At 54.9% G+C, this 14,181-nt stretch carries 12 protein-coding genes; 3 read left to right on the top strand and 9 right to left on the bottom strand.

The genetic code is table 11. The annotated features are described in order from the left end of the window. Nucleotides 1-14 precede the first annotated feature (14 nt). Nucleotides 15-1,463, top strand: a complete 1,449-nt coding sequence (gene thiI, locus EoCCA6_RS17030; protein WP_152083646.1) for a tRNA uracil 4-sulfurtransferase ThiI — start codon at nt 15-17, stop codon at nt 1,461-1,463. Between the two features lie 113 nt (nt 1,464-1,576). Here thiI and yajL read toward each other — a convergent pair whose 3' ends face one another. Continuing rightward, entirely contained in the window at nt 1,577-2,167 is a 591-nt protein-coding gene (gene yajL / locus EoCCA6_RS17035) for a protein deglycase YajL (protein WP_152083647.1), read from the bottom strand. After that, the gene (panE, locus tag EoCCA6_RS17040; RefSeq protein WP_152083648.1) at nt 2,130-3,041 is read right to left on the bottom strand and encodes a 2-dehydropantoate 2-reductase; all 912 of its coding nucleotides are present in this window, start codon (nt 3,039-3,041) and stop codon (nt 2,130-2,132) included. The genes yajL and panE overlap by 38 nt, the downstream gene beginning before the upstream one ends. Before the next feature lie 124 nt (nt 3,042-3,165). Here panE and EoCCA6_RS17045 point away from each other — a divergent pair, with 124 nt between their 5' ends. Then, nucleotides 3,166-3,657 (top strand): YajQ family cyclic di-GMP-binding protein, encoded by a 492-nt coding sequence (locus tag EoCCA6_RS17045; RefSeq protein WP_152083649.1) that lies wholly within the window; start codon nt 3,166-3,168, stop codon nt 3,655-3,657. A gap of 31 nt (nt 3,658-3,688) precedes the next feature. On the opposite strand, the gene EoCCA6_RS17050 is transcribed toward EoCCA6_RS17045, so the two are convergent. The 7 genes from EoCCA6_RS17050 to EoCCA6_RS17080 all read right to left on the bottom strand — a co-directional run bounded on the left by EoCCA6_RS17050 (nt 3,689) and on the right by EoCCA6_RS17080 (nt 11,972). Further along, on the bottom strand, nt 3,689-5,050 hold the full coding sequence (locus tag EoCCA6_RS17050; protein ID WP_152083650.1) for an MFS transporter: 1,362 nt from the start codon (nt 5,048-5,050) through the stop codon (nt 3,689-3,691). Nucleotides 5,051-5,165: 115 nt separating this feature from the next. Continuing rightward, nucleotides 5,166-5,813 carry an L-fuculose-phosphate aldolase gene (gene fucA, locus EoCCA6_RS17055; RefSeq protein ID WP_152083651.1) on the bottom strand — a complete coding sequence of 216 codons (648 nt, stop codon included), beginning with the start codon at nt 5,811-5,813 and terminating at the stop codon, nt 5,166-5,168. Between the two features lie 27 nt (nt 5,814-5,840). After that, complete coding sequence (locus EoCCA6_RS17060) at nt 5,841-6,836, bottom strand: LacI family DNA-binding transcriptional regulator (protein WP_152083652.1); 996 nt, start codon at nt 6,834-6,836, stop codon at nt 5,841-5,843. A 61-nt stretch (nt 6,837-6,897) separates the two neighbouring features. Then, nucleotides 6,898-8,487, bottom strand: a complete 1,590-nt coding sequence (locus EoCCA6_RS17065; protein ID WP_152083653.1) for an FGGY-family carbohydrate kinase — start codon at nt 8,485-8,487, stop codon at nt 6,898-6,900. 11 nt (nt 8,488-8,498) lie between these two features. Next, nucleotides 8,499-9,449, bottom strand: coding sequence for an ABC transporter substrate-binding protein (locus EoCCA6_RS17070; RefSeq protein WP_152083654.1), 951 nt, complete (start codon nt 9,447-9,449; stop codon nt 8,499-8,501). Between the two features lie 37 nt (nt 9,450-9,486). Then, the gene (locus tag EoCCA6_RS17075; protein ID WP_152083655.1) at nt 9,487-10,470 is read right to left on the bottom strand and encodes an ABC transporter permease; all 984 of its coding nucleotides are present in this window, start codon (nt 10,468-10,470) and stop codon (nt 9,487-9,489) included. A 2-nt stretch (nt 10,471-10,472) separates the two neighbouring features. Beyond that, entirely contained in the window at nt 10,473-11,972 is a 1,500-nt protein-coding gene (locus EoCCA6_RS17080; protein ID WP_152083656.1) for a sugar ABC transporter ATP-binding protein, read from the bottom strand. Nucleotides 11,973-12,380: 408 nt separating this feature from the next. On the opposite strand from EoCCA6_RS17080, the gene fucI reads away from it, so the two are divergent. After that, nucleotides 12,381-14,159 carry an L-fucose isomerase gene (fucI, locus tag EoCCA6_RS17085; protein WP_152083657.1) on the top strand — a complete coding sequence of 593 codons (1,779 nt, stop codon included), beginning with the start codon at nt 12,381-12,383 and terminating at the stop codon, nt 14,157-14,159. Nucleotides 14,160-14,181: the final 22 nt, after the last annotated feature.

The following is a 14,181-nucleotide window of genomic DNA, read 5'->3' on the forward strand; positions in this document are numbered from 1 at the left end:
GAAACATTGCCGCCATGAAGTTTATCATTAAATTGTTCCCTGAAATCACCATCAAAAGCCAATCTGTGCGTTTGCGCTTTATTAAAATTCTCACCGGGAACATTCGTAACGTATTAAAGCACTACGACGAAACCCTCGCCGTGGTGCGCCACTGGGACCACGTAGAAGTGCGTGCCAAAGACGAAAACAAACGTCTTGATATCCGCGACGCGCTGACCCGCATTCCGGGTATCCACCATATTCTGGAAGTGGAAGACGTCCCGTTCAGCGATATGCATGACATCTTTGAAAAAGCGCTGGTGCAGTACCGCGACCAGATCGAAGGCAAAACCTTCTGTGTGCGCGTGAAGCGCCGTGGCAAGCATGAGTTTAGCTCTATCGAAGTAGAACGCTATGTCGGCGGTGGTCTGAACCAGCACGTTGAGACGGCGCGCGTGCGCCTGACCAACCCGGATGTGACCGTGAATCTGGAGATCGAAAACGATCGCCTGCTGCTGGTAAAAGGCCGTTACGAAGGTATCGGTGGCTTCCCGATCGGCACTCAGGAAGATGTGCTGTCGCTGATCTCCGGCGGCTTCGACTCCGGCGTCTCAAGCTACATGCTGATGCGTCGCGGCTGCCGCGTACACTACTGCTTCTTCAACCTGGGCGGTGCGGCGCATGAAATCGGCGTGCGTCAGGTGGCGCATTACCTGTGGAACCGCTTTGGCAGCTCCCACCGCGTGCGTTTTGTGGCGATCAACTTTGAACCGGTGGTTGGCGAAATCCTGGAGAAAGTGGACGACGGACAGATGGGCGTGGTACTGAAACGCATGATGGTGCGTGCAGCGTCCAAAGTCGCTGAGCGTTACGGCGTACAGGCGCTGGTCACCGGTGAAGCGCTGGGCCAGGTTTCCAGCCAGACGCTGACCAACCTGCGTTTGATCGACAACGTCTCGGATACGCTGATCCTGCGTCCGCTGATCTCCCACGATAAAGAGCACATCATCGATTTAGCGCGTGAAATTGGCACCGAAGATTTTGCCCGCACCATGCCGGAATACTGCGGTGTGATCTCAAAAAGCCCAACCGTCAAAGCGGTGAAGGCGAAGATTGAAGCGGAAGAAGAGAACTTTGATTTTGCCATTCTTGAGAAAGTGGTGGCGGAAGCGTCCAACATTGATATTCGCGAGATTGCCCAGCAGACCGAGCAGGACGTGGTCGAAGTTGAGACCGTCAGCGGTTTCGGTGCCAACGATGCGATTCTGGATATCCGCTCTATTGATGAGCAGGATGACAAGCCGCTGAAGGTTGAAGGTGTGGACGTGGTGTCTCTGCCGTTCTACAAGCTGAGCACCAAATTTGGCGACCTCGACCAGAGCAAAACGTATCTGCTGTGGTGTGAGCGTGGGGTGATGAGCCGCCTGCAGGCGCTCTACCTGCGCGAGCAGGGCTTTGCGAATGTGAAGGTGTATCGCCCGTAGTTTGTTGCCGGGAGTGCGGCCTGATGCCCTCACCCCGACCCTCTCCCTGTGGGAGAGGGAGAAAAGATGAGCACGTGTAGGCCGGGTAAGGCGTAGCCGCCACCCGGCTTTTTTTATTCGTAGTAGTTATAAATCCCTGCCGCCATCACCAGCGACGACGCCACTTCGTAGGCTTTCTCGCGTCCCACCAGCAGGTCAATAATCTTTAAGCCAAAATCAATCGCGGTACCCGGCCCCTGGCTGGTCAGCAGATTGACGCGCGGGTCCCAGACGACGCGTTTATCCACCCACTGGTCCTCTGGAATCGTCTCCTTCAGCCCTGGGAAACCGGTCATGTTGCCAATCGGGAACAGGTTATGAGGAACCAGAACGGTTCCGGCGGCAGCGCAAATCGCGGCGACAATGCGACCAGACAAGTGAAACTGCCTGACGGTCTCGACTAGCAGCGGGCTGTCGCGGAAACACTCCGCGCCTTTCACTCCGCCCGGCAAGACGATGACGTCGTAATCGCCGTCAGCCACTTCGACCAGTGGAGCATCCGCGAGGAGCTTCACGCCGCGAGAGCAGGTGATGACCCGATCGCCATCGCTGGCGACGCTGGCGGTTGTCACCGCAATCCCACCGCGCACCATTAAGTCAATGGTGGTTACCGCTTCAGTCTCTTCGCTACCAGGGGCGAGGCATACCAGTGCCGACGCGCTCATACTCACTCTCCTTACGTTTAATTCGATCATACAGGCGGGCATTTTCCGGCACAGCGATGCCGTGTGCGCGGGCGCGTTTTAACAGATAGCCGGTGATGTAGTCGATTTCGGTGTGGCGTAACGCCCGAACATCCTGCAACATCGAAGAGATATTTTCTGCCGTACTATCAATAACCTGCTCAACATAATAGCGTAAATCATCCGCCGATGTGTGTAAGCCTTCACGTTCAATCACCGACGCGACCTCGGCACACAAGGCTGCAACCTCCTGAGGATGGTTTTTCAGCTCACCGTTCGGACAGTCCCACAGTGCCGTCAGCGGATTAATCACGCAGTTGGCCGCCAGCTTGCGCCAGAGCTGTGGGCGAATATTGTTATGCCAGGCCACGTCCGGCAGCACGTTTTGCAGTATGTCCGCCAGATAACTGTAGTCGCCATCCTGTTCACGGGCCGGGCCAATGTGCGTTACGCCGCTGGCAACATGCACAATGATATTGCCATCACGTCGTGCGGCATGCGTGGTGGTGGCCATCAGCAGGGGCTGGGCGATGCTTTTCAGCTCATCAAGGGTGCCCATACCGTTATGCAACAGTAAAATGGGCGACGTGGAGGGGAGCTGATCCGCCAGTGTTTTCACCGCATCCGAAACCTGCCACGCTTTGAGAGTGACCAGTAGCAGGTCGCTTTGCGCAAGAAAATCAGGATCGTTCGCGGTGAGCGATTCGTTAAAGATGCTTCCGTCTTCATCAATCAGGTTTACACTGCAGTAGGGCTGGGGCACACGCAGCCAGCCCTGTACCTCGTGTCCGTGCTTGCACAGCGCGGTTAGCCATAGCTGGCCAAGGGCTCCGCATCCGAGCACTGTAATTTTCATTGTTCCTCCTCACCTGCAACTGCGCCAGGTGTTACGGCCTAAGTATAGCGCCGTCAGCTACGCTTCTCGTTATGCCTTGTAGCGGGTATTATGCAACGCAACAAAAATGAAGGGAGAAGAAAAGATGCCATCTTTCGATATTGTTTCCGAAGTTGATATCCAGGAAGTCCGCAACGGCGTGGAAAACGCAAGCCGTGAAGTTGAGTCACGTTTCGATTTTCGCGGCGTTGAGGCGACGTTTGAGCTGAACGATGCAAATAAGACGATTAAGGTGCTGAGCGAATCTGATTTCCAGGTAAATCAGCTGCTCGATATTCTGCGCGCCAAGCTGTTAAAGCGTGGCATTGAAGGCACATCGCTGGATGTGCCGGAAGAGTTTGTGCACAGCGGCAAAACCTGGTTTATTGAAGCCAAACTGAAGCAGGGTATTGAGAGCGCGGTGCAGAAAAAAATCGTTAAGCTCATTAAAGACAGCAAGCTGAAAGTTCAGGCGCAGATCCAGGGGGAAGAAATCCGTGTAACCGGTAAATCCCGTGACGATCTGCAGTCCGTCATGGCGCTGGTGCGCGGTGGCGATCTGGGACAACCGTTCCAGTTTAAAAACTTCCGCGATTAAGTCAAAAAAGCCCGGTTTTCCGGGCTTTTTTTCAGGCTTTCAGCGCCTGCTCCACTTCAAAGCGGTTAGTGATTTTGCTGTCAATTTTGACGTAGGCGCTACGCTCTTCCGGCACAACCAACACCTCAGTAACGCCTTCTTTCGCTTCAAGGCGCTGTTTTAGCGCATCGTTAATGTCGATATCGTCCGGGATTTCCACTCGTAAACTGCTGACATAGCGCGGCTCTTTCATGGTGCTGGCGATAAGCAGCCAGAGCATCGCCAGCAATGCACCTGCTAAAAATACCGTTTGAGAGTCAAACAGGCCGTCCACCCAGCCGCCGAGGGAGCCACCAATCGCGACGCCGATAAACTGACTGGTGGAGTAAATCCCCATCGCGGTGCCTTTGTAGCCAGCCGGGGATTCTTTGCTGATAAGTGAAGGTAACAGCGCTTCCATCAGATTAAAGGCCAGGAAGAATAGCTGCACGCCGATAACCAGTTCCCAGAAGTGGGGGCCCGAACCCCACAGCACGATTTCCGCAATCAGCAGTAGTGCCACGCAACCGAGGAAGACGCGTTTCATCTTACGTTTCACTTCGGCGTAGATGATAAACGGCACGACGGAGACAAAAGAGATAAGCATGGTCACCAGATAGATTTTCCAGTGTTCCGCAGCCGGGAAGCCCGCAGCCGCCAGTTGGCCTGGAAGCGCCACAAACGTGGACATTAGCAGGATGTGCAGGCACATAATGCCGAAATTCAGCTTCAGCAGGCGTGGCTCGGCAATCACCTTATTAAAGCTGCCTTTTACCATGCCGGATTCACGGTTCAGAACGTGGTTTTTACTGTCCGGGACAACCCATAGCGTTAATGCAATGCCGAGCGTTGCTAGCGCGGCAATCATCCAGAACAGGGCGTGCAGGCCAAGTTTATGCGTGATGATGGGGCCAAGCACCATCGCAATCGCAAAGGTGACGCCAAAGCTGACGCCAATAAAGGCCATCGCTTTAGTGCGGTTCTGCTCGCGGGTTAAGTCCGACAATAGCGCCATAACGGCGGCGGCAATCGCGCCAGAGCCCTGCAGGGCGCGGCCAAGAATAATGCCCCAGATAGAGTGGGAGAGGGCGGCAATCACGCTACCCAGTACAAAGACCAGTAGCCCGCCGACGATAAGCGGCTTGCGACCAACGCGGTCAGAGAGTAAACCAAAGGGGATCTGGAAGATCGCCTGGGCTAAACCATAAATGCCAATCGCCAGGCCAATCAACGCTTCGCTGGCACCCTGTAGCGCCATTCCGTATGTGGTCAGAACAGGCAGGACCATAAACATGCCAAGCATACGTAGCGAGAAAACAGTCCCTAAACCCCAGGTCGCGCGCAACTCGCCCGGCGTCATTTTATAATCGTTCATTACCACCTCTACCAAAATGCAGGCCATAGTTTAGGCGGGGTGATAAGTGCGGTAAATAGGTGTTTGTTTAAGAGATATTACGAGGGTGTGATAAAAGCACCCTCGGATAAAAAAATTACGCCTCGACGCGCAACCCGTAGCTTTTGAATTTTTCAAGCACGACGGCAATTTCCTCGTTGCTGAGCACCGGGACGGGATCAACAATCGCCAGCGTTTTCAGATAGAGTTTTGCCAGTACCTCCACTTCCTGCGCCAGCCACAGCGCTTTCTCAAGGCTCTCTTCGCAGGTTATCAACCCATGATGCTGCAACAGCGTGGCTTTGCGATCGCGTAACGCCACCGCGACATGCTCTGACAGGGCGCGTGTACCGAAGGTCGCGTAAGGGGCGCAAGGGATGGAGTTACCGCCCGCGGCGGCAATCATGTAGTGAATGGCCGGAATAGGGCGATTCAGTATCGAGACGGCTGTGCTGTTGACTGCGTGGTTATGAACGACGGCATTGGCTTCCGGGCGAGTTTGATACACCACCTGATGAAAACGCCATTCGCTCGACGGCAGTTTCCCCTCCTCGTGGTGACCCTCTGCATCCACATAGACGATGCTCTCTTCGGTGAGGTACTCGTAGGGAATGCCGGTCGGTGTAATCAGCATCCCGTCGCGGTAGCGCACGCTAATGTTGCCGGCGGTACCCTGATTTAACCCTAAACGGGTCATCTCAAGGCAGGTATCGATAATGTCTCTGGCTAATCGGGCTCGTTCCATTTTTATTCTCCGGGTACAGTTTTATTCTTACTGGCGGGAACGTTTGACCAGCTTCATATCGACTTTCGCCGTCTCGTTGACTGCGTCGCCGTCGATGGCTCGTTGCATAAGTTCAAACGCTTTTTCCGCCCAGGTATCTTCATCCTGCTGCATCGACCAGACGCTGTTAGGCAGGAATCCCAGCATGGGGTGTTCATCGAATGTGCCGATATTGATATTCCTCGGGACTGAGCCAGTACGTGCGCGCAGGGCCTCGATTGCTCCTTCCAGCACCGGTAACGACGAGGCGATAAAAGCCTGCGGGACACCGTTGCTGGCGATAAGTGAGTCCATCAGGGCGTATCCCCCCTGCGGCGTGTTGTCTGGCCCTTCGATGACCCACTCGCGGTGGTTAATTCCTGCGGCTTTCAACGCATGCAGATAACCGTTGAGACGGTCGGTGATGCTGGGAAGCGCGGTATCGCCAACCAGAAACCAGAGCGGAGTTTCGCTACTCTCCAGCATGCTGCTGGTCAGTTCATCGCCCCCGGCTTCGTTATGACTCTCCACCAGTGCGTTGTCGGTAAAGCCAAAATCACGGTCGAGGAGCACCAGCGGCTTTTGGATCTGCCGCAAATGGTGCTGCTGGTTTTCCAGCGTGGAGGGGACGATAAACAGGCCGTCCACGTTGCGTGCCATTAAGGCTTTTACCAGCTTGTTTTCGTAATCCACATCGTTATACGTACAGCTGATCATCAGTTGATAGCCCGAACGGCGGCAGCGCAGTTCGAGTTTTTCTGCGAGCGTGGCAAAGAAGACGTTGGAGATATTGGGCACGATAAGCCCCAGCGTCTCGGTTTTGTTCAGCTTCAGGCTGCGCGCTGAATGGTTCAGTGTGTAGCCGTAGCGCTCGACATGTTCATTAATTCTGGCCTGCGTTTTCACGCTAATCCGGTACTGCTCAGCTTTGCCGCCCAGCACCAGCCGAACGGTGGTGACGGATAAATTCAGATCCTTAGCTATCTGTTCAACTGTTTTGGCCATTGCTATGCCTCAATCCTTAACGTACGTGAAAAACTGCAGATAAAGCATACGCATCCTGCCATTACATTTCCTGTTGCATCAGTTGATTAAGCGCCTGCTGCTGTGTCCACAGCGCAAGGTAAGCCGCGTATTTTTGCTGGTGGAAGGCCGCCGTTTCCGGACGACGGGGAATGACTTCTCCGGTTTTGACCATCACACGCGTGGCATCGGTTAACGTGGGCCAGGCACCACTTGCCACTGCGCCGCAAATTGCCGCCCCCAGCGTGACCGCATCCTCTTCAGCTAACAGATGGATGTCGCAGCCTGTTGCATCGGCGTATTCCCTCAGCCAGAGCGGGTTATGGGTCGCCCCGCCGCAAATCACAATACGTGACAGCGTGTGGCCCTGGTGCGTCAGGGTGTCGATGATATGTCGCGTGCCGTAGGCGATAGCCTGCAGCGTGGCGAGATACAGCCTTGCCAGCGCGCGTTCTCCCGTTTCCAGCGTCAGGCCAACGACGCTGCCTCGTGCGTCCGGGCGCGAACGTGGCGAACGATTGCCGTGGTGATCCGCCAGAATATGCAGGTTGCGGGTGGGGTATTTCTCCTCCTGTTCAAGGGCAGTGACCCAGTCATTAATTAGCGCCACCGGATGGCGTTGTGCCGCCTTCGCTTTCGCCAGTAACTCCGCGCTGGCTCCGTGTTCGCGCAGCGTCCAGTCGACCAGCGCGCCAGCAGCACTCTGCCCGCCTTCTGTCAGCCAGTAGCCCGGCAGCATGGCGCTCCAGTAAGGTCCCCAGACGCCGGGCGTGTGGATCTCTTTCTGGCTGGCAAGCATATGGCAGTTTGAGGTTCCGCTGATGAGTGCCAGCGTACCTTCCGGCTGCGATCCGGTTAGCGCCACGCCGCCCGCGTGGGCGTCGATCATGCCGCTTGCCACGATTACGCCTTCGGATAAACCCAGCGCGTGTGCCGCCTGCGGGCTTAAAGTTCCCGCACAGTCGGCTACGTCCAGAATATGTTCGGGAATTTTAGTCAGTAGGTTTTCCAGACCAACGGCCCTGAGCAGGGTGTCGCTGAAACGTGCCTCATGCGCCAGGTAGTTCCATTTGCAGGTGAGAGTGCAAAGGCTGGCGACGTCCTGACCGGTCGCTTTCCAGACCAGAAAATCGGCCAGGTCGAAAAAACGCCAGGCCTTATTCCAGGTTTCAGGATGGTGATGCTGTAGCCACAGCAGCTTGGGCAGCTCCATCTCAATGCTCACTTCGCCGCCCACATAGCGCAGCGCCGGGTCGCGGGTGGCATTAATTTGGGCGGTTTCAGCCTGCGCCCGGTGATCCATCCACATGATAATGTCCTGCGTCGGCGGGCCGTCCGGCGAGACGCTCAGGCCATTTCCGTTGGCATCCAGCGCCACCAGCGAACAGGTGGCGTCGAATCCCACGGAGCGAATGGCTTCACTGGCGATACCCGATGAGTCGACGGCTTCCCGCACCACCGCGCAAACCTGCTGCCAGATCTCCGCGGAAGATTGTTCCACGCGCGCGTTACTGGCATGAAACTGCGATATCGGGCGGGTCGCAAAGCTCAGTCGATCGCCCTGGGCAGAGTAAAGCCCCGCCCGCACGCTGGCTGAACCGACATCAACGCCGAGGAAATAGCCGTCACTCATCCTGAACTCCCTTATTTTTTACCAAACGGATGCAGCAGTTTATCAATTTCAGGGGTGTTGATATTCTGTGCATTGACATATTTCACTGGAATATCAATTTCTTTCGCCACGGTCTGCCCGGAAATCACCGCATTCAGCGCTTTAATGCCCTGGTAGCCAATCTGATATGCATCCTGAACCACAAAGCCCTGAATCACACCGTTCTTAAGGAAATTAATGATTGCTTCGGTACTGTCGAAGCCGATGACCTTAACTTTCCCCTTCAGGTTCTGGCTGTCGATGGCGTTCGCCACGCCCAGGGTTGAGCCTTCATTCGTGGCATAAATGCCCGCGATATCCGGGTTGGCCTGAACCATATCAATGGTTTTATCCATCGCTTTTTGCGGGTCGCCATCGCTGTACTGGACAGGCAGCACCTGAATGTTCGGATACTTCGCTTTCATCTCCTCGCTGAACCCTTCGGAGCGTTCGATGGCGGAGGTCGTCCCGGCTACGTGGGCAATGATCCCCACTTTCCCTTTCTGACCGATCTGCTCAGCCAGCGCGTCCGCCGCCTGTGCGCCCGCCTTACGGTTGTTGGTGGCGACAAAGCTGGCCGGGATATCGGAATTCACGCCGGAGTCGAACGTTACGACCTTAATTCCACGGCTGTTGGCGGTTTCGACCAGCGGGGCAAGGGCATTAGCGTCCAGCGCGGCCAGCAGCAGGCCGTTCGGTTTCTGCGCCATGGTGTTTTCCACCAGCTGGATTTGCTCGGCGATTTGCGTTTCATCCGCCGGGCCTAAATAGCTGGTTTTGTCACCTAACTCCTTTGCGGCGGCTTCGGTTCCCATTTTGACCGTTTGCCAGAATTCATGCTGATAGCCTTTACTGACCACCGGCAGGTTTAAATCTTTCGCCAGCGCGCTGCTGGTCATGATGGCGACGAGCGACAGGGCGCTCAGGATATGGCTGGTTTTCATTATTTTGCTCCGTTGTAGGGTTTTTTGTGTCGAGAACCTAACGCATTCTTTTACGTAACGTGTCCAGGTAGACGGCGGCCACGACGACCACGCCCATCGCCACCATTTGCCAGAACTGAGATACTCCCATTAAGTTGAGGCCGTTTTTCAGCACGCTCATGATGAACGCGCCAATGATGGTGCCGCCGATAGTGCCCACGCCGCCCATCAGACTCGTCCCGCCGATGACGACCGCGGCGATCGCTTCCAGCTCGTAGCCTACGCCCACGGTCGGCTGGCCGGAGTTGAGACGCGAGGCGAGGATCACCCCGGCAATACCGGTCAACAGGCCGCAGAAGGCGTAGACGAAAATTTTCACCCGCTGCACTTTGATCCCGGAAAGATGCGCTGCGGTTTCATTGCTGCCGACGGCGTAGATATAGCGGCCCATCACCGTTTTTTTCAGTATCCACATCGCAACCAGTGCCACAATGACCAGGTAAAACACCGGATAAGGCAGCACGTCGAACAGGCGGCCCTGCGCCAGAGTTTTGAATTCCGGGTAGTCAGAAAAGTAAATCGCGCGTCCGTCGGTCATCACCATGTTGATACCACGAACGGACATCATCAGGCCGAGCGTGGCAATAAATGGTGGGATAGTCATCTTCGTGACCAGAAATGCGTTTACATAGCCGCACACGCCACCCGCCAGCACACCGGCCAGAATGCAAACTGGCAGTGGCATACCAAACCCGGCGGCAATGCCTACCGCAACGCCAGAGAACGCCACCACCGAACCGAGCGACAGGTCGATCCCGGCGGTGATGATGACGAAGGTGACGCCAATGGCCATGATGCCAATCACCGCCGTTTGCAGGGCGATGGTCATGATATTTTCGGTATTAAAGAAGAACGGTGAGCTGAAGCTGAAAAAAAGAACCAGCAACACCAGGCTGAACAGGGGAGCCAGGCGCATCAGCAGCGCTTTATTAATTTTCATCGAATGATTCCCGCTTTGCGGCGAAGGGACGGTGACAGACATGATTAATCCTCCAGCGTGGCGTATTGCATGATTTTTTCCTGGGTGGCGTGCTCAGCCTCTATTTCGCCGGTAATGCGGCCGCCGCGCATCACTAATATGCGGTCACACATTCCTAAGACTTCCGGCAGTTCGGATGAAATCATGATGATCGATTTACCTTTAGCGACAAGGCGGTTCATTAATTCGTAAATTTCCAGTTTTGCGCCGACATCAATTCCCCGTGTTGGCTCATCAAAAATTAAAATATCGGTGTCTTTGCAGACCCAGCGGGCAATAATGATTTTTTGCTGATTACCGCCGCTTAAATTCAGTGCCGCCTGCTCCAGATGCGGCGTTTTTATGCGTAGTGCATCCACCAGTTTCTGGCTGGATTCCCGACAGCGCTTTTCATCGACATTGCCCATAAGACCGGAATAGTCCGGATAATTGCCGAGCATGATGTTCATCTCAACGGAAAGGCCGAGGGCGAGCCCCTCTTTTTTGCGATCTTCGGTTAAATAGCTAATGCCTTTATCAATGGCATCTGCCACGTCTTTAATGCGGGTTGGCGTACCGTTTAGCGTCAGCGTGCCGGCGTCAATGGGATCGGCTCCGAAGAGGGCTCTGGCAAGTTCTGTACGTCCAGCCCCCATGAGCCCGGCCAGACCGAGGATCTCGCCGCGCCAGAGAGTGAAGTCAATATCGTTCAGCACGCCGTTGCGCGTCAGGCCATTAACTTCCAGCACTTTTTCCGTGCGTTGATGCGGCGGACGTTTAGGGTAGATATTGTCGAGATTGCGGCCCACCATCATGGCGATGAGCTCGCCGATCTGCACCATTTCGTAATCCACGGTGGCGATATAGTGCCCGTCGCGCATGACGGTGGCGCGATCGGCAATCAGCGCCAGTTCCTCCAGGCGGTGCGAGATATAGACAATCCCCGTACCCTGCGCCTTGAGCATGCGTGTGACGTCAAACAGGCTCTCGATTTCACTCTCCGTGAGCGCGGCGGTAGGCTCATCCATAATCAGCACTTTGGCATTAACCGAGATGGCTTTGGCTATTTCCACCATTTGCTGCTGGGCTACGGTTAAATCACTGACGCGAGCATCCGGGGCAATTTTTAAATTCAGCGTTTGCAGTATTTTCTCAACGGCCTGGCGCTGAGCGCGTTTATCCAGCTGCCAGCGGCTATTTTTGCAAAATTCGCGGCCAATAAAGATATTCTCCTCCACGGTTAAATCGGGAAAGAGATTAAATTCCTGGTGAATAATGGTAATACCTGCATGCTGCGCGCTCAGCGGATCGCTGAATGAAACAGGTTGTCCTTCAAACTGAATATCACCCGCATCGGGCTGATAGACACCGGACAATATTTTCATTAGCGTCGATTTTCCGGCACCGTTTTCACCCAGCAGGGCATGTACCTCGCCACGACGTAAATCGAAATCCACCTGATTCAGCGCCAGCACGCCGGGAAAGCGTTTGGTGATGCGCTTCATCTGAATAAGAGTCTCTGACATTGCAAAATTCCTGTGTTGGAAAGGCAATGAATCAATAGCCACATAGATTCTGTTATTAAGCTAACTCGACTTAGCTTGCGTCCTTAAAAGCTATTTTAGGGTCATAATTTAGCCAAATCATTTGTATTCAAATTGTGACGACGTGCAAAGGTATTTTGTTAATTAATTGAATTTAAATGATTTGTTAATTTTGTGCTGAATCGTAATACCTGACGCTGATCGAATTTTGACCTCTCATCGTGAATCTGCTCACAGATCCCGCACAATTATCTTGTCTCATTTTTGTTATGAAACCTAAGCTAATTCGAGTTAGCAAATTTCATTATTCTCTGTTTCCGGTGCTGTCGATGCGCTTTTGGCACGGCTACGCCCACGAAGCGGATAGGTTAACCAACGTGAGGAAGGGCTATGAAAACGAAAAAAGCGTTACCCCGTATTGGCATTCGACCTGTAATTGATGGCCGCCGGATGGGAGTGCGCGAATCTCTGGAAGAGCAGACCATGAACATGGCGAAAGCCACGGCTGCGCTGCTGAGTGAAAAATTGCGTCACCCCTGTGGAACGCCCGTTGAATGCGTGATTGCCGACAGTTGCATCGCCGGTATGGCGGAATCCGCCGCCTGCGAAGAGAAGTTCAGCACCTCTCACGTTGGCCTGACGATTACCGTGACCCCGTGCTGGTGCTACGGCAGCGAAACCATCGATATGGACCCGCTGCGCCCTAAAGCTATCTGGGGCTTTAACGGCACCGAGCGCCCTGGCGCGGTCTATCTGGCGGCTGCGCTGGCTGCGCACAACCAGAAAGGGATTCCGGCATTTTCGATCTATGGTCATGATGTGCAGGATGCGGGCGACGAGGTGATTCCGGCGGATGTCGAGGAAAAGCTGCTGCGTTTTGCCCGTGCTGGCCTGGCCGTGGCGAGCATGAAGGGGAAAAGTTATCTGTCGGTGGGCGGTGTTTCGATGGGGATCGCAGGCTCGATTGTCGATCATAACTTCTTTGAGTCATGGCTTGGTATGAAGGTGCAGGCGGTAGATATGACCGAGCTGCGCCGTCGTATCGATCATAAGATCTACGATGAACAGGAGCTTGAACTGGCACTGGGCTGGGCCAAAGAGCATTTCCGCTTCGGCGAAGATAAAAATGCGCAGCAGTATCGCCGCAACGAGCAGCAAAATGCAGCGATCCTGCGGGAAAGCCTGCTGATGGCGATGTGTATACGCGACATGATGCAGGGCAACCCTAAACTTGCTGAGATGGGCCGCGTGGAGGAGTCGCTGGGCTATAACGCGATAGCTTCCGGTTTCCAGGGGCAGCGTCACTGGACCGATCATTATCCCAACGGCGATACCGCAGAGGCGCTGCTTAACAGCTCTTTCGACTGGAATGGCATTCGCCAGCCTTACGTGGTGGCGACCGAAAATGACAGTCTGAACGGCGTGGCAATGCTCTTTGGGCACCTGATGACCGGCACCGCGCAGATCTTCGCCGATGTGCGTACTTACTGGTCGCCGGAGTCGGTTGAACGCGTTACCGGCCAGAAACTGACCGGGCTTGCGGAGCACGGCATTATTCACCTGATCAACTCCGGCTCGGCTGCGCTGGACGGCACGGCGGAGCAGAAAAATGCTGAAGGGAAACCGACGCTGAAACCCCACTGGGAGATCACCGAAGAGGAAGCCAATGCCTGCCTGGCCGCCACCCACTGGTGTCCGGCGGTGCATGAGTATTTCCGTGGCGGTGGCTTCTCCTCAAACTTCCTGACCCGAGGCGGCGTGCCGTTTACCATGACCCGCGTGAATATTATTAAGGGAATTGGCCCGGTATTACAGATTGCCGAGGGCTGGAGCGTCGATTTGCCAGAAGAGGTGCATGACATTCTGAACAAACGCACGGATTCCACCTGGCCTACCACCTGGTTTGCCCCACGTCTGACTGGCAAAGGACCGTTCTCCGACGTCTATTCAGTAATGGCAAACTGGGGGGCTAACCACGGGGTGTTAACCGTAGGGCACGTCGGTGCTGATTTCATCACCCTGGCCTCGATGCTGCGCATTCCTGTGTGCATGCATAACGTGCCGGACGAGCAGATTTATCGCCCGACGGCGTGGGGCGCTCACGGGATGGACGTAGAAGGGCAGGATTACCGCGCCTGTGAAAACTACGGGCCGCTGTACAAACGTTAAGCCTGTCTGCCAGCCTACTCAG

The organism is Enterobacter oligotrophicus (assembly GCF_009176645.1).
Classification (GTDB): domain Bacteria; phylum Pseudomonadota; class Gammaproteobacteria; order Enterobacterales; family Enterobacteriaceae; genus Enterobacter; species Enterobacter oligotrophicus.